The organism is Rhodococcus sp. NPDC127593, from assembly GCF_042671975.1.
Taxonomy (GTDB): Bacteria; Actinomycetota; Actinomycetes; order Mycobacteriales; family Mycobacteriaceae; genus Rhodococcus_F.
This window is the reverse complement of the sequence record NZ_JBHXWI010000010.1, coordinates 89,870-112,506: the sequence shown is the minus strand read 5'-3', so window position 1 is coordinate 112,506 and position 22,637 is coordinate 89,870. Positions and strand designations below refer to the sequence as shown.

Annotated in this window: 23 protein-coding genes and 1 tRNA gene; 11 read left to right on the top strand and 13 right to left on the bottom strand. The window is 67.6% G+C overall.

Annotation, left to right across the window (positions count from 1 at the left end):
- Positions 1-15: 15 nt before the first annotated feature.
- On the bottom strand, positions 16-1,242 hold the full coding sequence (dinB, locus tag ACFVJ3_RS11590) for a DNA polymerase IV (protein ID WP_378452181.1): 1,227 nt from the start codon (positions 1,240-1,242) through the stop codon (positions 16-18).
- Between the two features lie 37 nt (positions 1,243-1,279).
- On the bottom strand, positions 1,280-2,086 hold the full coding sequence (locus tag ACFVJ3_RS11585; protein ID WP_378452180.1) for a helix-turn-helix domain-containing protein: 807 nt from the start codon (positions 2,084-2,086) through the stop codon (positions 1,280-1,282).
- A gap of 99 nt (positions 2,087-2,185) precedes the next feature.
- On the opposite strand from ACFVJ3_RS11585, the gene ACFVJ3_RS11580 reads away from it, so the two are divergent.
- On the top strand, positions 2,186-2,602 hold the full coding sequence (locus ACFVJ3_RS11580; protein WP_378452179.1) for an SRPBCC family protein: 417 nt from the start codon (positions 2,186-2,188) through the stop codon (positions 2,600-2,602).
- A gap of 72 nt (positions 2,603-2,674) precedes the next feature.
- On the opposite strand, the gene ACFVJ3_RS11575 is transcribed toward ACFVJ3_RS11580, so the two are convergent.
- From ACFVJ3_RS11575 to ACFVJ3_RS11565, 3 genes are all read right to left on the bottom strand, one after another.
- Positions 2,675-3,154, bottom strand: coding sequence for a DUF5130 domain-containing protein (locus ACFVJ3_RS11575; RefSeq protein ID WP_378452178.1), 480 nt, complete (start codon positions 3,152-3,154; stop codon positions 2,675-2,677).
- A complete protein-coding gene (locus ACFVJ3_RS11570; protein ID WP_005248217.1) occupies positions 3,141-3,401 on the bottom strand; it encodes a hypothetical protein in 261 nt (86 codons plus the stop codon). Before ACFVJ3_RS11570 ends, ACFVJ3_RS11575 begins: the two co-directional genes overlap by 14 nt.
- Positions 3,402-3,476: 75 nt before the next feature.
- Positions 3,477-4,148 (bottom strand): HNH endonuclease, encoded by a 672-nt coding sequence (locus tag ACFVJ3_RS11565; protein ID WP_378452177.1) that lies wholly within the window; start codon positions 4,146-4,148, stop codon positions 3,477-3,479.
- 140 nt (positions 4,149-4,288) lie between these two features.
- Here ACFVJ3_RS11565 and ACFVJ3_RS11560 point away from each other — a divergent pair, with 140 nt between their 5' ends.
- The 3 genes from ACFVJ3_RS11560 to ACFVJ3_RS11550 all read left to right on the top strand — a co-directional run bounded on the left by ACFVJ3_RS11560 (position 4,289) and on the right by ACFVJ3_RS11550 (position 7,246).
- Entirely contained in the window at positions 4,289-4,684 is a 396-nt protein-coding gene (locus ACFVJ3_RS11560) for a globin (protein WP_378452176.1), read from the top strand.
- Between the two features lie 67 nt (positions 4,685-4,751).
- Entirely contained in the window at positions 4,752-6,347 is a 1,596-nt protein-coding gene (locus ACFVJ3_RS11555; RefSeq protein ID WP_378452175.1) for a glycoside hydrolase family 13 protein, read from the top strand.
- The gene (locus ACFVJ3_RS11550; RefSeq protein ID WP_378452174.1) at positions 6,335-7,246 is read left to right on the top strand and encodes a DMT family transporter; all 912 of its coding nucleotides are present in this window, start codon (positions 6,335-6,337) and stop codon (positions 7,244-7,246) included. Before ACFVJ3_RS11555 ends, ACFVJ3_RS11550 begins: the two co-directional genes overlap by 13 nt.
- Before the next feature lie 7 nt (positions 7,247-7,253).
- Here the strand turns inward: ACFVJ3_RS11550 and ACFVJ3_RS11545 are convergent, their stop codons facing one another.
- The 7 genes from ACFVJ3_RS11545 to ACFVJ3_RS11515 form a co-directional block, all read right to left on the bottom strand.
- Complete coding sequence (locus ACFVJ3_RS11545) at positions 7,254-7,940, bottom strand: hypothetical protein (RefSeq protein WP_378452173.1); 687 nt, start codon at positions 7,938-7,940, stop codon at positions 7,254-7,256.
- Positions 7,933-8,358: an acyl-CoA thioesterase gene (locus ACFVJ3_RS11540; RefSeq protein WP_378452172.1), complete on the bottom strand. Its 426-nt coding sequence runs from the start codon at positions 8,356-8,358 to the stop codon at positions 7,933-7,935. Before ACFVJ3_RS11540 ends, ACFVJ3_RS11545 begins: the two co-directional genes overlap by 8 nt.
- Positions 8,355-13,256, bottom strand: coding sequence for an NAD-glutamate dehydrogenase (locus tag ACFVJ3_RS11535; protein ID WP_378452171.1), 4,902 nt, complete (start codon positions 13,254-13,256; stop codon positions 8,355-8,357). The genes ACFVJ3_RS11540 and ACFVJ3_RS11535 overlap by 4 nt, the downstream gene beginning before the upstream one ends.
- A 108-nt stretch (positions 13,257-13,364) precedes the next feature.
- On the bottom strand, positions 13,365-13,790 hold the full coding sequence (locus tag ACFVJ3_RS11530) for an acyl-CoA thioesterase (RefSeq protein ID WP_378452259.1): 426 nt from the start codon (positions 13,788-13,790) through the stop codon (positions 13,365-13,367).
- A 1-nt stretch (position 13,791) separates the two neighbouring features.
- A complete protein-coding gene (gene ettA / locus ACFVJ3_RS11525) occupies positions 13,792-15,471 on the bottom strand; it encodes an energy-dependent translational throttle protein EttA (RefSeq protein ID WP_378452170.1) in 1,680 nt (559 codons plus the stop codon).
- Positions 15,472-15,605: 134 nt separating this feature from the next.
- Entirely contained in the window at positions 15,606-16,034 is a 429-nt protein-coding gene (locus ACFVJ3_RS11520; protein WP_378452169.1) for a single-stranded DNA-binding protein, read from the bottom strand.
- A 168-nt stretch (positions 16,035-16,202) separates the two neighbouring features.
- A complete protein-coding gene (locus tag ACFVJ3_RS11515) occupies positions 16,203-18,233 on the bottom strand; it encodes a cytochrome c oxidase assembly protein (protein ID WP_378452168.1) in 2,031 nt (676 codons plus the stop codon).
- Positions 18,234-18,337: 104 nt separating this feature from the next.
- Here ACFVJ3_RS11515 and ACFVJ3_RS11510 point away from each other — a divergent pair, with 104 nt between their 5' ends.
- Positions 18,338-18,715, top strand: a complete 378-nt coding sequence (locus ACFVJ3_RS11510) for a DUF4345 domain-containing protein (RefSeq protein WP_378452167.1) — start codon at positions 18,338-18,340, stop codon at positions 18,713-18,715.
- A gap of 57 nt (positions 18,716-18,772) precedes the next feature.
- Positions 18,773-18,848, top strand: a tRNA-Arg gene (locus ACFVJ3_RS11505).
- 62 nt (positions 18,849-18,910) lie between these two features.
- Here ACFVJ3_RS11505 and xerC read toward each other — a convergent pair.
- Positions 18,911-20,056 carry a tyrosine recombinase XerC gene (gene xerC, locus ACFVJ3_RS11500; protein ID WP_378452166.1) on the bottom strand — a complete coding sequence of 382 codons (1,146 nt, stop codon included), beginning with the start codon at positions 20,054-20,056 and terminating at the stop codon, positions 18,911-18,913.
- A 410-nt stretch (positions 20,057-20,466) separates the two neighbouring features.
- Here xerC and ACFVJ3_RS11495 point away from each other — a divergent pair, with 410 nt between their 5' ends.
- The 5 genes from ACFVJ3_RS11495 (at position 20,467) to ACFVJ3_RS11475 (ending at position 22,595) form a co-directional block, all read left to right on the top strand.
- Positions 20,467-20,655: a helix-turn-helix transcriptional regulator gene (locus ACFVJ3_RS11495; RefSeq protein WP_378452165.1), complete on the top strand. Its 189-nt coding sequence runs from the start codon at positions 20,467-20,469 to the stop codon at positions 20,653-20,655.
- 100 nt (positions 20,656-20,755) lie between these two features.
- Complete coding sequence (locus ACFVJ3_RS11490; RefSeq protein WP_378452164.1) at positions 20,756-20,908, top strand: hypothetical protein; 153 nt, start codon at positions 20,756-20,758, stop codon at positions 20,906-20,908.
- The gene (locus ACFVJ3_RS11485; protein ID WP_378452163.1) at positions 20,898-21,254 is read left to right on the top strand and encodes a hypothetical protein; all 357 of its coding nucleotides are present in this window, start codon (positions 20,898-20,900) and stop codon (positions 21,252-21,254) included. The genes ACFVJ3_RS11490 and ACFVJ3_RS11485 overlap by 11 nt, the downstream gene beginning before the upstream one ends.
- Positions 21,251-21,907 carry a hypothetical protein gene (locus tag ACFVJ3_RS11480; protein WP_378452162.1) on the top strand — a complete coding sequence of 219 codons (657 nt, stop codon included), beginning with the start codon at positions 21,251-21,253 and terminating at the stop codon, positions 21,905-21,907. The genes ACFVJ3_RS11485 and ACFVJ3_RS11480 overlap by 4 nt, the downstream gene beginning before the upstream one ends.
- 454 nt (positions 21,908-22,361) lie before the next feature.
- Entirely contained in the window at positions 22,362-22,595 is a 234-nt protein-coding gene (locus ACFVJ3_RS11475) for a hypothetical protein (protein WP_378452161.1), read from the top strand.
- Positions 22,596-22,637: the final 42 nt, after the last annotated feature.

The window sequence follows — 22,637 nt, the reverse complement described above, 5'->3', positions numbered from 1 at the left end:
GCCGATCCTGCCTGCCTAGTCCGGCAGGATCGGCACGGTCACACCCTGATCCCGGCCCAGCAGTACCGCGCGGGTCACCGCCGAGGAGCCGAAGCGGTCGCGGAGGCTGTCGAGGGTGTTGTCGAGGGAACTGCTCGTGTACGGGTCGAACGGCAGCGCCAGCTGTTGCGGGCAGTCGTCCTCGAGGTTGGCCACCGCGATTCCCACGAGGGTGATGCCCTTGGATTCGATCATGGGCCACGCGTGGCTCAGCAAGCCCCGGGCCGTGGTGAGGATCGTCTGCGTCTGAGCCGACGGCTGCGCGAGTGTGTGCGACCGCGTGACCCGGGTGAAGTCGTCGAACCGCAGCCGGAGTACGACGGTGCGCCCCACCCGTTTTCCACGTCGCAGTCGGCCCGCCACCCGGTCGACCAGCGCCACCAGAGCGGCGTCCACGTCCTCCCTCGACTTGGGTCTGCGCCCCAGGGCGTGCTGCGCGCCGACGGATCGTCGCCTGCGCCCCACCTGCACGGGACGCGGGTCGCGTGCCCAGGCCAGCGCGTGGAGATGGTGGCCCGCAGCAGGTCCGACTATGGACACGAGCAGCTCTTCCGGACAGTGGGCGAGCTGGCCGACTGTGGCGATCCCGGCGTCGCGTAGCTTGACCGACGTCACGGCGCCGACTCCCCACAGCCGTTCGACCGGCAGCGGGTGCAGGAACTCGATCTCGCGGTCCGGCGGCACGTGCAGCAGTCCGTCGGGTTTGCCCACCGCGCTGGCCACCTTGGCGAGGAACTTCGTTCGCGCGACCCCGACGGTGATCGGCAACCCGACCTGCTCGCGTACATCGCGGCGCAGTCGTGCCGCGATGTCGACCGGTGTGCCGGCGATCTTGCGCAGACCGGCGACGTCGAGGAACGCTTCGTCGATCGACAGACCCTCCACCAGGGGTGTGGTGTGCTCGAAGACCTCGAACACCGCCTTGCTCGCCGCCGCGTACGCCGACATCCGCGGACGCACCACGACGGCGTGCGGGCACAGACGCAGCGCCTGCGCACCGCTGCTGGCCGTGCGCACCCCGTAGGCCTTGGCCTCGTAGCTTGCTGCCAGCACGACGCCGCCGCCGACGATCACCGGACGACCCCGCAGACCGGGGTCGTCCCGCTGCTCGACCGAGGCGTAGAAGGCATCGAGGTCGGCGTGCAGGATGGTCGCCTCGGCGCCACTCGAGATGCGCGGGCGCGGCGAATCGGACACGAACATATGTTCGCATCGACCACCGACAGAAGTCGAGCGCTGTTCAGGCCGACAACAGCGTTCGCACTGCGGTGGGTGTCTCGCCGAGATGGGCCCGGATGGTCCTGGTCATGTGCGCCTGATCCGAGAAACCCAGGTCAGCGGCGAGGCCGGCGAGGTCCCGGTCGCCGCTCTCGATCCGCCCGAGCGCCCGCCCGACCCGAACCCTGTTGCGGTACCTGGTGAGCGAGACGCCCGTGACGGCACTGAACGCACGACTGAGCGCGAACGGTGACACCCCCAACCGTTCGGCGAGCGGTATCAGACCGTCCGAGCCGGGCTCGTTGTCGAGGACCGCCGCGCGGGCGGCGGCGGCCACCACGTCGTCCGGAAGGCCGCCGCGCCGGCGTGAACGCGACCGTCCCGGCGAGGCGGCGAGCGCGGCGACCGCGACGAGTCGGACGACCTCCTCGGCGAGGGCGAAGTGGACATCGCCCGTCCGGCCGGCACGGAGCAGTCGTCGATGAAGAAGATCGACGCGGCCATCGACGTACACATCCGGACGGCCGAGCGTCCAGTGGTCACCGGCGATCGCACGCCAGAGCTCGGGCCGGACACTGATCGACGTGCACCGGTCTCCACCGGCGGGGTGCGCGAACCGTTCCACTTCGCCCGGTACTCCGAGGTAGGCGACAGTCGGGTCGGCCGTCGACTCGTGTCTGCCGATCCGGCGCAGGAATCGGCCGCCGCGGACGAGCACGAACCGGTGATCGTCTCGCACCTCCACGTCCGACCAGCCCGGGTGCACGGCGCAGCAGTCCACCGCCCAGACACTGGCGCCGTGTAGATGTGCGACCTCGCTCACCGCCACAACAGGGACGCTACCCGCGGGGCCCGACACCTCCCCGTACATGCGATGGCCTGCAAGAATGTTCAATCCTCACGGGATTTTCCGAGGCAGGCTGCAGTCATGTCATACATCAACGAGTCCACCCACATCGATGTCACACCCGCCGCCGCGTGGGACGCTCTGCGCGACTGGGGTGCGTTGCACGCGCGTCTCGCCGCAGGTTTCGTCACCGCGTCGGTGATCGACCAGGGGGATCGGGTCATCACGTTCTTCGACGGTTCCGTCGCCCGGGAGCGTCTCGTCTCGTGCGACGAGGACGCGCGCCGACTGGCCTGGTCGATCGTCGACGGCCCCTACCGGCATCACAATGCGTCCGCCCAGGTGAGCGACGACGGCCACGGCGCGACCGTGTTCGCCTGGACCGCGGACATCCTGCCCGCGACTCTCGCGGACCGGACCGCGCAGATGATGAAACTCGGCATCGAGGCCGTCCGGCGGACCCTCGAAAGCGCCGACCGCGTCGTCGACCCCCGGTGAGACACCGACGGCCCGATCCGGTTCAGGAGGACTGAGCCGGATCGGGCCGCGCGGACGCTGGTCTGTGCAGGTTTACGGCGAGGCGATTGCCGCGCTCATCACGCGGATGGCACTGACGAGACCGTCGATGAGGTCTCCGTCGCCGAACGACGACACCGCTGCGGTGGCGCCGAGCTGGGCGACCCGGTCGGTGACCCGGTTGGCCACGGCCCGGCCGCTGCGGACCTCGACCGTCCGCTGGTTGGGCGAGACCGCGATGAGCACCGACCGCTCCGCCTCGGGGGTCGTCGGGAACAGCGCGTCGGCGCCGGCCGCGGTGTCGTCGCCGAGGTCGCCGATGTACGCGTTGAAGCGCACCTTCGTCTTGCGGGTGCCTTCGGTGAGGGCATCGTCGAGGCGGACGAGTTCGTCCGTCGTGAACGGCAGGTCGTCGGTGAACGGCTCACCGACGCGGTGCACGCCCGAGATGCGACCGCTGGCGGTCACGACGCTGCCGACAGGCAGACTGTCCGCGGATACCGCGGACGCGGGAATCAGGTCACCACTTGCCACTTGCCGAGCCTCCAATCAGGTCTGCCGAACCGGCGTGCGCGCCGTGGTGTCCGCCGTGATGACCGTGGGTGGTCACCTCGTCGACGGCGCTCCACAGCACCGGCGCGTGCGTCCATTCCTCACCGAGGTGGAACGCGGGCGGCACGGGGCCCGGCGTCTTCTTGCCGACGAACGACATCCCCGCGAAGAAGGCGGTGATCAACGCCGGAATTCCTACGAATATCAGCACTGTCTCGAGAATGCTCACACCGCAAACGGTAGCCCAGAACCGTGCGGGGGGAAGCGTCAGGGCCGAACTTCGCGAAGGGGACCCGTGGAACGCTCAGGCGGCGCCTTCACCGAGGTAGGGCATCCACGAGGGGTGCAGGTCCTTGGTGGACGCCAGGAGTCGCCAGTGCGGCCCCGACGGAGGCACGAGGGAGGCCCTGAGCGTCCAGCCGAGTTCGCTCACCAATTTGTCCGCCTTGCGGTGGTTGCAGGGCGCACAGCAGGCCACGCAGTTCTCCCACGAATGCTCGCCGCCGCGACTGCGGGGAACCACGTGATCGACGGTCTCGGCCTTGGCGCCGCAGTAGGCGCAGCGGAACCGGTCCCGGTGCATGAGGGCTGCACGGGTCATCGGAACGCGGGCGCGGTACGGGACGCGGACGTAGTTCCGGAGGCGGATCACGGACGGCACCTGCACGGACCACTGCTCGGAGTGGACGACCGGGGCCTGGGGATCCTCGTGGACGGTATCGGCCTTACCGCAGGTCATCAACACCACGGCACGGCGGGCAGGAAGGGCGGTGAGCGGCTCGTAGGTGACATTCAGGAGAAGCACCCGGCGCTTGATCCAGAGCGGAACCGCATTCTCGCCCGGGAAAGAAGGCTCTGCGCTGTGCGCGGAGCCTTCGGTGATCACTTGTAAAGCAAACGCCCCTGAAACCCCGGCACTCCGGGCATCAGTGGGCACGAGTTGTCGGTGCGCGCGGGCGCTGTGTCGATTCTTCATGCGACCTCCGGGAGATTGCCACCAAGTGCACCATGAATTGCCTGCTCGTGCACGCCCATTTCCGACAAAAATGCAGGACATTCGATGAACAGACGGTGACGAAGACGGCCCGCGCCGGCACGTGCACAATGGAAGGCGCCATGACTGACGTGCAGCAGACCTTCTACGAGGCGGTGGGCGGAGCGGAGACGTTCCGCAAACTCACCGCGCGCTTCTACGAGGAAGTCGCCAGGGACGACATCGTGCGGCCCCTCTACCCCGAGGAAGATCTGGGTCCGGCCGAGCGCCGGATGCGGATGTTCCTCGAGCAGTACTGGGGCGGACCGCACACCTATTCGGACGAGCGCGGCCACCCACGACTGCGGCTGCGTCACCAGCCGTTCAAGATCGGCCCGATCGAGCGCGACGCCTGGCTCCGGTGCATGCACACGGCCATCGCGTCGATCGACACCGGAACCCTCGACGACGCCCACCGCAAGGCTCTCACCGAGTACATGGACATGGCCGCGGCGTCGATGGTGAACTCCGCCTTCTGAAACCGCCCCGCGCCGATTACGCCGGTCGAGTCGTGGCGCGGGCGATCGTTTGGCACGATGGGCGTTTGTGAGCACTCCCGCCGAAACATCCGCCGACGACGCACAGCCGGCACCCTGGTGGTCCGACGCCGTCTTCTACCAGATCTATCCCCGCTCGTTCGCCGACGCGAACGGTGACGGTGTCGGCGACCTCCACGGAGTGCGGGACAAGCTGGGATACCTCGAACTGCTCGGTGTCGACGCCCTCTGGCTGAGCCCGGTCATGCGCTCGCCGATGGCCGATCACGGTTACGACGTGTCCGATCCCCGTGACATCGACCCGCTGTTCGGTGACCTCGCGACCATGGACGCACTGATCGAGGCCGCGCACGCGCGCCAGATCAAGGTGACGATGGACCTGGTGCCCAATCACACCAGCGTCGAGCACGAATGGTTCCGCGCCGCCCTGGCGTCGCCGCCGGGCAGTCCCGAACGGAACCGGTACATCTTCCGCGACGGTCGCGGTGAGGACGGCGCGGAGCCACCCAACAACTGGCCGAGCATCTTCGGCGGGCCGGCGTGGACGCGGATCACCGAGGCCGACGGCAAGCCCGGCCAGTGGTACCTGCACATCTTCGCGACGGAACAGCCCGACCTGAACTGGGACGACCCGGAGGTCGTCGAGGATCTCACGAAGACACTCCGGTTCTGGCTGGACCGCGGCGTCGACGGATTCCGCATCGACGTCGCGCACGGCATGGCGAAGCCGGAAGGTCTGCCGGACCACGACTGGTCCGCCAACGAACTGCTGCAGAATTCGGACGACGATCCGCGGTTCGACAACCCCGCGGTCCACGACATCCACCGCGGCATCCGCAAGGTCCTCGACGAGTACCCGGGCACGATGGCCGTCGGGGAGATCTGGGTTCGAGACAACGAACGCTTCGGCGAGTACATCCGGCCCGACGAACTGCACCTCGGGTTCAACTTCCGGTTGGCCGAGGCCGAGTTCTCGGCGGAGACGGTGCGGGAGGCGATCGAGAACTCCCTGACCGCCGTCGACCAGGTGGGCGGAACACCCACCTGGACCCTGTCGAACCACGACGTCGAACGGGAAGTCACCCGGTACGGCGGCGGCGGAATCGGCACGGCACGCGCCCGGGCCATGATCCTCGTCGAACTGGCGCTGCCGGGTGCGGCGTTCCTGTACAACGGCGCCGAACTCGGCCTGCCCAACGTCGACCTCCCCGATTCGGCGTTGCAGGACCCGGTGTGGGAACGGTCCGGTCACACCGAACGCGGCCGCGACGGCTGCCGGGTGCCCGTTCCCTGGGAGGGCACCGAACCACCGTTCGGGTTCGGCACCGGCGAGCCCTGGCTGCCGATGCCACCCGAGTGGGCGGACCTCACCGTCGAGGCGCAACTCGAGGACGTCACGTCGACGCTGTCGCTGTACCGGGCCGCACTCGAACTGCGCTCGCTGCGTCCGGAGTTCTCCGGTCCCGGGATCGACTGGTACGGGAGCCCCGCGGGCTGCTTCGCCTTCCGCAGGCGCGGCGGGCTGATCTGCGCCCTCAACGCCACCGACGCGCCGATCTCACTGCCACCCGGTGAGGTGCTGCTCAGCAGCGCGCCGCTCGTCGAGGGACAGCTTGCACCGAACGCGGCTGCGTGGCTCATCTGACCCGCACTCCCGCAGTCGCGGCGGTCGTCGCAGCATCGATCCTGTTCGCCACGACGGGAACCGCGCAGGCGCTTGCGTCCCGCGCCCTCGGATACGACCTCGACCCGCTGGCCGTCGGGTCGGTCCGGGTGGTGGCCGCGGGCGCGCTCCTCGCGGCGTTCGCGGAGCTGCGCGGCGGACTCGGGTTCGGTGACGGCTCCGGGATTCGCGGATACGTGCCCGCCGTGTGGGGCGGGATCGGGGTCGCGGCCTACCAACTCGGCTTCTTCAGTGGTGTGCAGAGCGCCGGGGTGGCGGCGGGAACCATGATCGCGCTGGGTTCGGGCCCCGCCTTCACCGGCGCACTGCAATGGGCGGTGCACCGGCAACGTCCCGGTCCGGTGTGGGCCGTGTCCACCGTCATCGCGGTCGCCGGAATGGCGTTGATCGTGGCGGGCACGACCGGCGGCTCAGGCTCGTCCGGGATCCTGGCGGGTGCGCTGCCTGCGCTGATCGCCGGTCTCGGGTACGCCACCTACACCGTTGCCGGGTCGTCGCTGCTCGCGGCGGGTGCCAGTCCCGAGGCGGCGATGGGACAGATGTTCGGTCTCGGTGGGCTGTTCCTGATCCCCGTGCTCGTCGCGACCTGGCCCGGCGGGCTCGACACCGGAGCGGGCGCTGCGGCCGCGGTGTATCTGGCGATCGTCCCGACCGTGCTGGCATATCTCTTGTTCGCCGCCGGGCTGCGGCGGTTGCCACCCGCGACGGTCGCCACGCTGACGCTCACCGAACCGGTGGTCGCGGCGCTGCTCGGCACGGCGGTGCTCGGCGAGCAGTTGACCCTGGTCGCGGGGCTGGGCATGGCGGCGGTCGTCGCGTCGCTCGCCGTTCTCGCAACCAGCACGCTGCGGTCCGGCTGACGGCGCGCTACCGCGCCACCGACAACGGAATCCCGCCACCGCGGTGGCGGTAAATCGACCCGAACCGGGCGTCCACCCGCAGCCACGACGCGGTGGCACGCACCCGGACCAGTTCGGAGGCGTCGATGCGCTCGAGGTCGATGTCGGCGGTCAGCCGATCCGAGCCCGCGTGCGGAACGAACCCCATCGCGGTGAGAGCGAACACCACCCGCATCGGGATGCCGACCGTGTGCTCCGCGCCCTCCACCTGCAGCACTTCCTGGTCGAGGAGTGATGCGGGCGGACCGTGGCCGCTGCCGTGCTCCTGCGCCAGGGCCGCACCGCGTTGCGCGAGGTCGACGAGGACACGCGCCGGGACGTCGTCGACGTGAACGAAGCCCTCCGTCGGAGGCAGAGCGCCCCGCCACGCCGAATCCATCGAGAACCCCGGATCGATGTCGGCCGCGGTCGCCGCTTCGAGAGCGGCGAGCAGTTGGTCGCCGGCAGCCGACGTGTCGTCCGGGGTAATGGTCCCCGCGACCGTGCGCACCGCCAGCGCGTCGAAACCGGTTGCCGCCCAGATCGTCAGGCGGCCGGGTCCACGTTGACGGAGACGCACCACCGTCGACTCGTCCAACCGGACCACCCGCGTGAGGAACGTGGCAAGATCACCACGCTCCGCGGCGTCCGGGATCGACAGGACGCGCTCATGCACGCTGCCAGCTCTCCAGGTATGCACGCTCGACGTCGGTGATTCTGCGCAGGCGCTGGGTGCCGATGTCGAACGCCGCGATCTGCGTCGAGGCCACGATGGACGGCGCGACCGAGACGTCGACGCCCTTCGGGCGGACCTCGTAGTTGATCGTGAAATCGACCGCGCGAACCTTCTCCACCCACATGAGGACGTCGAGCGGCGAATCGCTGTGCCGGAGTTGCCCGCGATAGCGCACATGGAGGTCCGCGATGACCGCGCCGTCACGCAACGTGACAGTGGGCCGATCGTCCTCGAACAGCCAGGGAATCCGCGCCTCCTCCAGCAACGTCACCATCCGTGCGTGGTTGATGTGCTGGAAGACGTCCATGTCCGACCATCGAACTTCGACCTCCGCGTGAAAGCCCTCGCTCAACGTCATACCTCCGATCGGGTGCCCATACCTCGCACCATGCTGCGTACCTGACGCGCCGCCACCGAGAGCGTCGCGAGGTCAAGGGTCCCAGACTCGAAAATTTCGGTGAGAGCGGACCTCGCCCTGGCCAGCCGGGACGCGTTCGTCGACTCCCAATCGTCGATCTTCTCCTGCGGCGTCTCGTGAGGTTCACCACCCAGGAGCACTTCCATCGTGAGCTGACGCAGCGAACTGTAGAGGTCGTCGCGCAATGCGAGGCGTGCCAGCGAATGCCAGCGGTCACCCCGCGCGAGAGTGGACACGGCGCTCAGCAGCCAGTCGATGCCGAGGTGGCCGTCGAGTTCGTAGTACAGCTCGGCGACCTCGTCGATGTCGCGTTCGGCGATGTCGGCGACGTCGCTGATGTCGAGCAGACAGAATTTGTCCAGAAGCCGGAACACCTCGAACGCGAGGTCCTCGGGCGCCCCGCGGAGGACGAGCGGCCGCGCCCGCGTCTCCACGTCGGCGAGCTGATGCCCTCGCACGAGCTGCGGCACCCTCGGCGAGAGTGCCCGGAAGTCGGCCGAGTACCGGGCGATCTCGGCGCCAACGGCGAGGGGCTGAGGCCGGTTGGTCAGGAACCAGCGGGACGCGCGGTCGAGAACCCGGCAGGACTCGAGAATCAGGTCGTCCTCGATGTCCGCCGCGATGTTCGCCGACCGGATCCTCGACCACAGGTCGGGCAGGGCGAAGATCTCGGTAACCGCAGCGTAGGCGCGGATGGCGTCGGTGCTGCTCGCACCCGCCTCGTCCGCCAATCGGTATGCGAAGGTGATACCGCCGTTGTCGATGGTCTCGTTCGCGAGCATCGTCGCCACGATCTGCCTGCGCAGCGGGTGCGCCTTGATCGCGGTGCGGAACCGCTTGCGCAATACCGTCGGGAAGTACCGCGGCAGACGCGGCGCGAACGTCTCGCTGTCGGGCAGGTCCGTCGCGAGGAGGTCGTCCTTGAGCGCGAGTTTCACGTGCGCGATGAGGGTCGCGAGTTCCGGAGACGTCAGTCCCTGCCCGGCCGGCCTGCGTCGTGCGATCTCTTCCTCGGTGGGCAGGGCCTCGAGTTTCCGGTCGAGTCCGCGACGCGACGCCAGGTTCTCGATCTGGCGGCGATGCACGCTCAGCATAGGTACCGCGCTGGTCCGGGAGACACCGAGGAGATCGTTCTGCGCGATGTTGTTCGCGAGCACGAGTTGGGCCACCTCGTCGGTCATCGACGCCAGCAGAGGATTGCGTTCCTCCCGCGGCAACCCGCCGCCGCTCACCAGCGAGTCCAGCAGGATCTTGATGTTCACCTCGTGATCGGAGCAGTCGACGCCCGCGGAGTTGTCGATCGCGTCGGTGTTGATCCGGCCACCGTTCTGGCTGTACTCGATTCGGCCGAGCGCCGTCACCCCGAGATTGCCGCCCTCGCCCACCACCTTCGCCCGCACCTCGTTGCCGTCGACGCGCACGGAGTCATTGCTCTTGTCGCCCACCATCGCGTTGGTCTCGGTGGACGCCTTGACGTACGTGCCGATGCCACCGTTCCACAGCAGATCCACGGGGGCACGCAGGATCGCCCGGACCAGTTCCGGCGGGGAGAGTTCGGTGACGGCGTCGTCGAGTCCGAGCGCAGCGCGCGCCGCGGCGCTGATCGGCACCGATTTGCGGGTCCGGTCCCACACTCCCCCGCCCTCGCTGATGATGCTGGTGTCGTAGTCGGCCCACGACGACCGGGGCAGCGCGAACATCCGGGACCGCTCCTCGAAGGACCTGGCGGCGTCGGGATCCGGGTCGAGGAAGATGTGCCGGTGGTCGAACGCCGCCACGAGCCGGATGTGCCGGCTCAGGAGCATGCCGTTTCCGAACACGTCCCCGCTCATGTCGCCGACACCGACCGCACCGAAGTCCTGGGTCTGGGTGTCGACCCCCATTTCCCGGAAGTGCCGTTTCACGCTCTCCCAGGCACCGCGCGCGGTGATGCCCATCCCCTTGTGGTCGTACCCGGCCGAACCACCGGACGCGAACGCGTCGCCGAGCCAGAATTTGTACTGCTCCGCAACAGAATTGGCGAGGTCGGAGAATTTCGCGGTGCCCTTGTCCGCGGCCACGACGAGATACCGATCGTCGCCGTCGCGCCGCACCACCCGGGCCGGCGGCACGATGTCCCCCGACGCCTGATCGACGTTGTCGGTGAGGTCCAGGAGCCCGCAGATGAACGTGCGGTAGCAGTCCTGGCCCGCCTCGAGTGCGGCCGCGCGGTCGGCCGCGGCGTCCCCCGACGTCGTCGGCGGATTCTTGACGACGAAGCCGCCCTTCGCGCCGACCGGGACGATCACCGCATTCTTCACGGCCTGAGCCTTCGCCAACCCCAGAATCTCGGTGCGGAAATCCTCACGCCGGTCCGACCAGCGCAGCCCGCCGCGGGCGACGGACCCGAACCGCAGGTGCACACCCTCGACGTCGGGTGAGTACACGAAGATCTCGTACTTCGGGCGAGGCTTCGGCAGTTCCTGGATCGACGTCGGATCGAGCTTGATCGAGAGGTACGTCGGCGGCTCCCCGGTCTCGCCGACGACGAAATAATTGGTGCGCAGCGTCGACTTGATCAACCCGAACAGACCGCGCAGGATGCGGTCCGCGTCGAGGCTGACCACGGCGTCGATGTACTCCCTCAGACGGGTGTCGAGTTCGACGACCAGGTCGGGTGAGGGCGACTCCGGGTCGAACATCGCCTCGAACAACTCGACGAGCGTGTACGCCGAACGGGGATTCGCCAGCGCAACCCCCTCGATGTGGAACTGGCTGTACGGAAACCCCGCCTGGCGCAGGTACTTTGCGTAGGTTCGCAGGATCACGGCCTGCCGCCACGACACCCCCGCCCGCAGGATCAGCTCGTTGAACCGGTCGGCCTCCGCACGCCCGAACCAGACCGCGGTGAAGGCATCCGTGAACCGTTCCTGAAGCTTCGGTGCGGCGGCGGATGCCTCCTCGGCGGCGAGTTCGGCATCGAGGTCGTCCTCCACCGAGGAGCGGAGCAGCTCCGCGGGCACCGACAGCCCGAAATCGTAGATCCAGCACGTCATCCCGTCCGGCCGCGGAATCAGATAGGGCCGTTCGTCGAGCACCTCCACACCCAGGCTCTGCAGCACCGGAAGCACCTGGCTCAGGGAAATACCGTCCCCGCCCACGTACAGGGTGAATCGCCAGTGCCCGACCTCCGCCCCGGGATCGCGGTAGAGCAGCAGGTCGATGGAACCGTCCTCGAGCGCTTCCAGCCTCGCGAGATCCGACAACGCGCGCGTGGCGTCGAAATCCTCCTTGTACCCCTCGGGCAGGACTGCGGCATAACGCTGCGCCAGAACGGGATCCACACCGGTGGTCACTGGGAGGAGGTCACCGAGATGGTCGTCCCAGCTGCGGCTCGCCTCGGCCAGCATGGCCTGGACCCGTTCGCGGTCGGCGTCCGAGAGGTCGAGCCGCGACCCCATGTGTTCGGCGCTCTTGCGGATCGTCACGTGCAGCAGCGCCAGGTCGGACTCCGTGACGCGTGCGGTGTATTCCAAAGTGCCGCCACCGAATTCCCGCAGCAGAATGTCCTGCATCGCGAGCCGGACCCGGGTGGTGTACCGGTCGCGGGGAAGGTAGATCAGGCAGGAGACGAATCGTCCGATAAAATCCTCGCGCACGAACAGACGTACCTGACGCCGGAGCCCGATGCTGTGCACGGCGGTCACCGTGTCGAAGAGTGTGTCGGCGTCGCTCGAGAACAGCTCCGTGCGCGGGAACGACTGGATGACCTCCAGCATCGCCTGCCCCGAATACGAATTCAACTGGAACCCGGCCCGGTCGATCACCTTGCGCACCCGGCGGGCGATCACGGGAATGTCGAGGACGTTCTCGTGCAGCGCCGTGACGGTGAAGACGCCGAGGAAGCGGTGCTCACCGGTGATGTTGCCGTTCTCGTCGAGGATGCTCACGCCGACGAAGAACGGGTAGACCGAGCGGTGCACGGTCGCGGGGAACGAGCCCTGTGTGAGTACGAGCAGGGGGCGGTCGGGGATCTCGGCGGCCGGCGGCAGACTCAGCGGGCCTTCGGTGACCGTGTCGGAGCGCAGCAGTCCGAGACCGCTGCCGGGCACCACCTGCAGGCCGCGTGCGCCGGAACCGTCCGGCTCCCCCAGTTCGAAGCGGCGGTAGCCGAGTGCCGCGTAATTGCCCTGCGACATCCACCGCAGCAGATCGGCGCAGTCCTCCAGGTCGTCCTTCGACACGCCGGGACAGGGTGTGGACGTCTCGAGTTCGTCGGCGAGCGTCCGCTCGAGTTTGCGCATGATGTCGGTGTCCCGGACCACTTGGCGCACGTCGGCGAGGACGGTGCCGACTTCCTTCTCGAGTGTGTCGAGAACCGCGGAGTCGGTACGCGGATCGAGTTGGACGTGGATCCACGACTCGGAGACGCTGTCATCGTCGGCATCCTTCGCCTTGTCTCCCATGAGGATTCCGCGCAGTGCGCCGATCGGATCGCGTCGGACCGAGATGATGGGGTGCACGAATTCGCTGATCCCGATGCCCAGGCGGTTCAGCAGCGCGGTGATCGATTCGACGAGCAGCGGCATGTCGTCCGTCACGATCTGCAGGGACGCACCGAGTTCGTGCCCGTCGCCCGGGCGGTAGACCCGGGTGACCGCGCGTTCCGGCGGACGATGCAGGGCAAGTGTCAGATGCGCGCCGAGCACGGCCTCGGAGGCGCCGTTGACGGCACTCTCGCTGTCACCGCGATCGACGTGGCGGAAATACACGGCTGCGAGAGTCGGCACCTGAGACCGGAGACCTTCGGGCAGATTCCGCGCCCACTCCGCATCTTTCAGTGCTGCCGATTCCGTCATCGGGGCTCACTTCCTCTTCGTTCCGATCGCCGCGGGCAACTCTCTCGAGACTAGCCCGCGGCGATGGGAACAGAGGGTGAACTTCGGGCACCCCGCGTGCCGGATCCGTCAGCCGGTGGTCACCGGCGCGAGGTACCTCTCGAGCCCGTCCCGTTCCGCATCGGAGAGCGGACGCGAGCGTTCGGTCTTCACGTCGAACGCCACCATCAGGGCGTCGCCCGTCGCGCAGCGGACCCCGTCGCGGTTCGTGACGACGTGCCGGATCGTGTACGACGAGTTGCCGACATGGAGCACCGACACGTCGATCGTCAGCGGACCGGAGGCGTCGGTGACGGGACGCAGGAATTCCACGTCCATTTTGCGCACCACCATCGCCCCGGCCCGGGCTCCCACCGATTCCAGTTGCGACGACAGGAAATGCACACGTGCTTCCTGCATGTACTCGACGAAGCGGGTGTTGTTGACGTGACCCAGCCGGTCGGAGTCGCCCCACCGGACCTGGATCTCGTACGTGAAGACCTTCGGCTCCACCAGGTCAGTCCCTCGTGAGCTTGCGGTGCGTCACCCGGTGCGGCCGTGCCGCGTCCGGTCCGAGCCGCTCGACCTTGTTGGCCTCGTAGCCCTCGAAGTTGCCCTCGTACCAGTACCAGGCGGCCTCGTTGTCGCCGAAGCCACCCTCCCACGCGAGGATGTGCGTGCAGGTGCGGTCGAGGAACCAGCGGTCGTGGGAGATCACGACGGCGCAGCCGGGGAACTGCTCGAGGGCGTTCTCCAGCGAACCGAGGGTTTCGACGTCGAGGTCGTTGGTCGGTTCGTCGAGCAGGATCAGGTTTCCGCCCTGCTTGAGCGTCATCGCGAGGTTCAGGCGGTTGCGCTCACCACCGGAGAGGACGCCCGCCGGCTTCTGCTGATCGTGGCCCTTGAACCCGAACGAGCTGATGTAGGCGCGCGACGGCATTTCTGTCTGGCCGACCACGATGTGATCGAGACCGTCGGACACGACCTCCCACACCGTCTTGTCGGGGTTGATGCCCGTACGGTTCTGGTCGACGTAGCTGAGCTTGACGGTCTGACCGATCTTCACCTCGCCCGCGTCCGGCTCCTCGAGCCCGACGATGGTCTTGAACAGTGTCGTCTTACCGACACCGTTGGGGCCGATCACGCCGACGATGCCGTTCCGCGGCAGGGTGAACGACAGGTCCTTGATCAGAACCCGGCCGTCGAATCCCTTGTCGAGGCTCGAGACCTCGACCACGACGTCGCCGAGGCGCGGCGGCGCCGGGATCTGGATCTCGTCGAAGTCGAGCTTGCGGGTCTTCTCGGCCTCAGTGGCCATTTCCTCGTAGCGGTCGAGGCGGGCCTTGTTCTTGGCCTGACGGGCCTTCGCTCCCGAGCGAACCCAGGCCAGTTCCTCCTTGAGGCGCTTCTGCAGCTTCTGGTCCTTCTTGCCCGAGACCTCGAGCCTGGCGGCCTTCTGCTCCAGGTAGGTGGAGTAGTTGCCCTCGTACGGGTACAGGCGGCCGCGGTCGACCTCACAGATCCACTGGGCGACGTGGTCGAGGAAGTACCGGTCGTGGGTGACGGCCAGGATCGCACCCGGGTAGGCGGCCAGGTGCTGCTCCAGCCACAGGACGCTCTCCGCGTCGAGGTGGTTGGTCGGCTCGTCGAGCAGCAGCAGGTCGGGCTTGCTGAGCAGGAGCTTGCACAGGGCGACGCGGCGCTTCTCACCACCGGAGAGGTGCGTGACCATCTCCTCCGGCGGCGGACAGCGCAGAGCGTCCATCGCCTGCTCGAGCTGGGAGTCGATCTCCCACGCGTCGGCATGATCGAGCTTCTCCTGGAGCTCGCCCATCTCCTCCATCAGCTCGTCGGAGTAGTCGGTGGCCATCAGCTCGGCGATCTCGTTGTACCGCTTGAGCTGGACCATGGTTTCACCCAGGCCCTCTTCGACGTTCTCGCGGACGGACTTGGTCTCGTCCAAGTGCGGTTCCTGCATGAGGATCCCGACGGTGGCACCCGGAGCGATGAACGCTTCACCGTTGCCCGGCTGATCCAGCCCCGCCATGATCTTGAGGATGCTGGACTTACCCGCGCCGTTCGGGCCGACCACACCGATCTTGGCGCCGGGGTAGAAGCTCATCGTGACGTCATCGAGGATGACCTTGTCACCGTGCGCCTTGCGCACCTTCTTCATCGTGTAAATGAACTCAGCCATGGGGCCAGCCTAATGGTGAAGTGCGATGAACCCACATCGCGGAGGGTCGGGGACGTGATCGGGGGCTTCGCGGGAAGAGGCCGCGGGCACCGGCGCCGCGGGCGCGGGGATCGGCGCCGATACCCGCTGGTGCGCTACGCGACGAGGGACCGAGTGGCGACCTGTTCCGTCGCCGGGGTCGCCGCACCCGCGTCCGCGATTCTGGGCGCGCGCTCGAGGACGACCGTGCACCGGGCGAGATCCGGTCCGATCGCGGTCGCGCTCAGCTCCAGGTCGGAGCGGGCGATGCCGTCCCGCGTCGTGTACTCCGTGGTGCGCAACTCGCCGGTCACGATGACGGGATCCCCCTTCGCGATCGACTGGACGACGCCGGCCATCAGCCTCCGCCTGCAGGTCACCGTGAGGTAGAGCGTGCTCCCGTCGCGCCACTCGCCGGTCGCGTGATCGCGGCGCCGGACGGTGCTCGCCATCCGGAAACTGAGGAACTCGTCACCGGCCGCATTCGACCGGGTGACCGGGCCGGTGATGACCGTTCCGACCACGGTGCCGTGTGTTTCGTACATTCGCTCTACCCCCTGTGAGTGCGGCAAGGTGCCTTCACTCACAGCGTGCCGTCCGGCAGCGCGGTTGCCGGCCGGCATCCGAAATCTGTGGAGAAACGGAGCGGTTGTGGATAGAGCAGCCGACACGGTCGCCGAAGCTCGGAACGTGTCGGCACCGCGTGCTAGCGGTCAGTGTCCGGCTTCTCGGTCCCGTCGCGCCAGTTCCGCGAACATCGCGTTGTGCGCCGCCAGATCCGCATCGTCGTCGCGGTCCGCGGCCCGGTCGACCCGCCGCGCCGTGCGGCTGTCGCTGCGGGACCACTGGATGAGCAAGGCCATCATCACGAGTACCAGGGGAATCTCACCGGTGGCCCAGGCGATGCTGCCGCCGAGCTGCTGGTCGCCCACCAGGTCGGCGTTCCAGCCGAGTCCGAGCGATCGGTAGTACCACTCGCCCATCACGGCGCCCATGCTCATCAGCGCGACACCGAAGAAGGCGTGGAACGGGAGAGAGCCGAAGACCATCGCGAGCTTCGTCACCGGTTGCAGCTTGCGTGGCGACGGGTCGATACCGATCGCGACCCAGTAGAAGAGGTAGCCGCTCAGCAGGAAGTGCAGGTTCATCAGGACGTGCGCGGAGTGCGAGTCGACCGCGGCCTCGAAGATCCCGCCGAGGTACAGGGCGTAGAAGCCGCCCACGAACAGCACCGCAGCGACCACGGGGTGGGTGATGAATCGGGAGAACGGGCTGTGCAGCGCGGTCAGGATCCACTCACGCAGCCCCGGCACACCCTTCTTGCCCGCCGGATCGAGGGCGCGCAGGGCGAGCGTGATCGGAGCACCCAGCACCAGAAGAACCGGCGCCAGCATGGACAGCGCCATGTGGGCGCCCATGTGCACGCTGAACACTGCCGGCGAGTAGCGGCCGACACCCGAGGACGTCGCGACCAGGAGCACCACACATCCGCACATCCACGCAATGGTCCGACCGACCGGCCAGCTGTCGCCGCGACGCCGAAGCTTGCGTAATCCGACCGCGTAGACGACGGCCAGCACGATCGCGGCGGTGCCGTAGAGGAGGTCGAATCGCCAGTCCAGCATCAGCCGCGCGAACGTCGGCGGCCCCGCCAGGTTGTAGCCGAGTTCCACCTCCGTGAGGGTGGGCGCCGCGGACGGCGGGGGCGGGGGTGTGCGACCGAGCCCGACGGCAAGACCGATCGTGGCGGCGAAGACCATGGCCTCCGCGCCGGCGAAACGGATCAGGTTGCCGCGGCCGGCCGGGTCCCTCTGCAGCGCGGGGAGCGCTCGTCGACGCTGCGCCCAGCCGAAAACGCCCAGGATGCCGAGCGCCACGATCTTCGCGACCACGAGGCGTCCGTATGTCGTGTCGACGAGGTCACCGATCTGAACGCGAACGAGCGCGTTCACCACACCACTGATCGCCATGACGACGAAGCAGACCGTCGCGACCGCGGAGAACCGCCGCGCCGCCACATCGGTGTAGGCGCCGCGCCTGCGCGCATGGGCGAGGAGAGCGAACAGGCCGCCTGCCCACAGCGAGGCCGCGACGAGGTGGAGGATCAGACTGTTCGTCGCCATGTCGTGCGAACCGCCCGAGGACGAGTGACCCGTCAACGCGAGCGGCATCAGTCCGAGGATGCCGACGACCAGGAGGATCGGCGTCCACCACCAGCGCAGCACGAGCCGGGATGCGATAGCGAGGACGATCGCGATGATCGCGGTCCAGCGCCAGGCGCCGGCGAGTTCGACCTGATCGATCGAGTTGAAGATGTTGGCCGGTTTTACCGCCTCGGCGAAGGGTTGCCCGGACGTGTCCGACAACGTCAACGGGACCAGGACGAGGGCGGTCGCGGCCCACACGATCGCGGCGTACGACGCGGTCCGGACCGCGCGGTAGCCGTCCACGTCCAGGACCCCGGATTTCTGCGGCGGCACGAAGAACGCCGCGAGCAGCAGCGATCCGATGGTGATGACGGCAGCGATCTCCGACACGGCGCGCATCGCAGGCAGTCCGTAGGTGGTGATCGGTCCGGGATCCGGAATTCCCAGCAGCACGAGCGCCTGAGCAGCGGAAAGTCCGACGACGATTGCCGCAACCAAACCGGCGATGAGTCCGCCGACGACGAACAGGGCGGTCGAATCGGCGTGATTCGGGGGTTTCGATGCCGGGTCGGACGCCGCGAGCTGGGGTGTAGCCATACATCAAGGGTAGGACCTACGACAGGCCGTCGGAGACGCGAGGGTTCCGTCGCCGTTCCGGTTACCGTCGACAGGGACCTGTCCCGAGGGAACGAGAGGCTGAGATGGCTGAGTTTCTGATCATCGCGGTGGCGCTGTTCTTCGCGGGCATGGGTGTGTACGGGCTCGCCGCGCCGGCCCGGCTGGTCGCCCCGTTCGGTCTGTCCGCGGATTCGCCGACCTCCCGCGCCGAGGTGCGCGCGGTCTACGGCGGCTTCGGTGTGGCGGTGGCGGCCCTGCTGGTCTTCGCGGCTTTCGACGCATACGGCATCCGATCCGTCGCCTCGGTGACCGTGGCCGTCGCCCTGCTGGGGATGGCGTTCGGCCGGATCGTGTCGGCCGTCGCCGACCGGCCGACCCGCTTCTACCCCGTGTGGTTCTACTTCGTGGTCGAGCTCGTCCTGGCGGGACTTCTGCTCTCCGCGGCAGCCCTGGGCTCGTGACGCGGAGACCACAGCCCCGGTCGGAGCGCTCGGGGCGGCAGGTAATATTTGCTGCGCGCCTCCGTAGCTCAGGGGATAGAGCAAGAGCCTTCTAATCTCTTGGTCGCAGGTTCGAATCCTGCCGGGGGCACCAAAGCTGCAGGTCAGGGCCTCGCACATGAGCGTTAGATGGCAACAAATAAGCCGATCCCACGTTTATTCGCCTTTTATGGGCGCGATGGCGTCATCCAACGCTTGGGCGGCGAGCTTATGGACCCGCTTCCGGGCGTGATACTTGTCCTGCGTCATCGAGGTGTTGGCGTGGCCGAGGACGTCGGCACCGACCCGGGCGGACAGACCGGCATCGTCCAGGAGCGTGGCGACTGTCTTACGGAAGCCGTGGGTGCCGAGCCATCCGAACCCGAGGACGCCCCGGACCCGCCGCCACTGCCCGGCGAAGTTGTCGGGGTCCCGGTAGGTCCCGGCGACACTCGGGAAGATCACGTTGTCGATGTCGGCGTCGACGGGGTGGATTTCACCGCGCCGCCTTTCGAGCATGTCGACGGCGAAGCCGGGGAGCACGATGGCTCGTCCCGAGCTGCGCGTTTTCGTGATGTCTTCCCGGATCAGACCTGCGCCACTCCCCCGAACGACATGCCCTGCGACGGTGATCGTTCCCGCCTCGGGGTCGTAGTCGTCCCAGCGGAGGCCCAGCAGCTCGGAGCGGCGCAGCCCGGTTCCGGCCAACATGATGATGGGGTCGACCAGGTCGACGTCGCGCGCCCACTGCGCCACGGTGCGGGTGGTGGTGTCCTTCTTCGCGCCCTTCAGTGGGGGCAGCGGTGCGCTGGAGTGCTTCAGGTCGTGCAGCAGTTGGGCCAGTTCGGGGCCGGTGAGCGCCCGGGTCGCACCCTTGGCCGTGGTCGGCTTCACCTTGATTTGTTCGACGTCCCGGACCGGGTTGCGGGGCACCGCCCCCTCCCGGACCGCGATTGCGAACATACTGGTCAGAATGGTTTTGGCTTGTTTGGCGGTGGTTTGGCCGTGGTCGGACGCCAGGTCGTCGAGGATGCGGCCGAGCCGCCGGGGGGTCGCCTCCCCTACCCGGATGCTGCCGAGCCGGGGCAGTAGCAGTCGGATCACGCGGGCGTAGGTGTCGCGGGTCCGTAGCGCATGGTCAGCCCTTTTAGGGTCGTCGACATACAACTCGGCGAGCGTCTTCAGTTCAGTCTTCGGAGACACTTTGCTGCCGTGGCCGTCGAACCCGAGGACTTCGGCCAGGGCATCCGTCAGCGCCTTCTCAGCTATCGCTCCCCGGGGGTCCTTCTCCTCTGCGGGGGTGTCGCGCTGCAGGGAGCGCACGACACCATCAAGCCCCCGATACCTGCACCGGGCGCGCCACTCATTGGGTGCCAACTTTGTTCGTTTGATAGTGCCGTGTTTCCCGATTTCGAGGGGCGGGCGTCCAGCCATGGTGGGTGCTCCTGCGGGTGAGTGGCGCGGCTTCACAAGCGGTCCTGCACGTCTAATTATCGTCGAAAAGGTAGCAGGTCCGACACCGACCCAGTCCCGTTCGGTGTGATGCTGGTCACACCTGCGCTCAGGCTCCTCGGAGAACAAAACCCGCGCTGACCCGGCTATTTGCCGATAGTTGCAGAAAACTATCTCTGACCTGCGAAGTTGTGCCACGGTCCGACACTCAGCGAACGGCCGATGGGTGCTTAGAGTCGGCCACGACCAAGCAAGAGCGCGCGAGCAGAAACGAGCAGAAGATGGGCCACACCACCGGCGTTCCGAGATACATCCCCGCCAAGGAATTCGCGGAGGCCGCACACCTCAGCGACAGCACTTTGCGCCGCTGGCGCAGCGAAGGCAAAGGACCGCGCGCCACCCGCGTCGGGCGGCGCTGGAAGTACCGGGCCGACGAAGTCGCCGCATTCCTCGAAGGCGGCACCGACTAACCGGCTGCCGCACAAATACGAAACGCCGCCGGACAAATCCGACGGCGTCACGCAGGGCCACCCGCCCTTTGAACTCCCGAACCACCGAGAGGACAAGCACGTGAATTCTACAGCCAGCGCACTCCGGGCAACCATGGCGAAGCTGATTCGCCGCCCCCACCCCGACGCACCCGACCTGTTCGGTGAGCTGCTGCTCGCCGCGATGACGCCGCGCCCTGCCCGCATCGAAGGAGTCCATAAAAATGGCCGCTGAACGTTTCGAACTCGCCACATCCGTCTACCTGGCGTCGCTCGACACCGGCAAACTTGAGCTGGTCGGAACCACGGAAGTCCGCGCGGCCGGTCCGGCGTTCGCGGCGAGCGATCTCGTCGACGCCCTCCGTGCCGAGTACGGCGTCGCGGCTACCTGGTTTCCCGAGGTCTTCGCTGATCGTCCGGGCTACGAACTCGCGGTGACGAAGGCACTCGGAGACGGCCGCATCGCCGTCGGTCTCGTCCACCCCGTGCTCACAACCACCGACCGGGTCCGCTCCCGGCTCCACGCAGCCCTGATGGTGTCGGCGTTCGCGGGGGGAACACAGTTCGGGGGTGCCCGGTGAGCACCCCGAAGGACAGCTACCACGACCACTACCAGGCACTATCCGCCGTCGAGAAGACGCAGGCCATACGCCGATTCCTCGCGAAACGCACGGTTGACGCAGTCCCCAATCCGCACACCGGAACACCATGCTGGTGGTGGACCGGCGCAACCGACCGGTTCGGGTACGCACGCGCCTACCTCAACGGCAGATTCGTGAACGCCCACCGCCTCGCGGTTGTGCTGACCGGCCGGTACGACGACCCCGCCCTGGTCGCCCACCACGAGTGCGAACGCGGACCCGACGGCTGCGTGAACCCCGGCCACATTCGAATGATCACCGACCAGGAGAACGTCCGGCTCGGTGTCAGCGCCCGCCAGGCACTGACAGTCGAATGCCGCAACGGGCACCTCCTCGCCGGTGACGATCTGATCTTCACCACCGCCGGACACCGGCGGTGCCGCCGCTGCGCGAACGCGGCCAGGATGCGGTCACGGGTCCGAACACGCCTCGCCCTCGAAGTCGCCAAGTATGAGGCGGCCGTTGGCCGTGGCGAATCACCGGACCCCGTCGTCATCCGAATGAAGTCGAAAACACCGGCCGAACTGCCCCCGGTCCCCGCCGAGTTCGAACCGTTTGGCGTGTTCGCCACCACGAAGGAGTCCTGCGCATGACCAGCGACGAACCCACCCCCGACCAGCATCGCAACCGGGCGCAACCCGCGCGCTGAAGTTCAAACAAGGCCCCCGCCGTACGCCCTTCGGCGGGTATCCCACCCCCGGCGTCGTCCGGGCACGGGGCACCAGCGGGCGAGGGCATCGCGCCACTGTGATCACCCCCGACAACCTTCAGATGCGAGGACCCGACAACCCTCAAAGCACCGACCACGCCCCACCTACTGTGTAAACAAACGGTGAACGAATCCCCTGCTACGGCGGGGGATTTCACACGTCACGACCCTTCGCCGCAGCTCACCCCAGTTGAAACAACCTACGACACAACGCATCTGTCAGACCGTGACATAAAAGCCGCAGGTCAGGGCTTTCGTTAGCAAAGGTAACGATGTACTGTTTTGCTGCAGCTACAACTACACAGACCAGCACCCAAACATCCGAGGAGACAACGGAAATGACCGTCAACGCACTCACCGCACTCAGCACCCGTGAAACCCGACTCCGCCGCGCCGCCGTCCGCCAAGGACTCCGCATGGAGAAGACCCGCCGCCGCGACCCGCGCGCCACCGACTACGGGACCTACCACCTCGTCGACGCCGCAACTGGCGGATTGCGGGCTCATCGGCTGCCGGGCGGATACGGGCTGAGCCTCGATGACGTCGAGAGAGTCCTCAACGGGGAGCGCTGAAAACGGGAAATCCGCCGGTCCCCACGACCGGCGGATCAGACC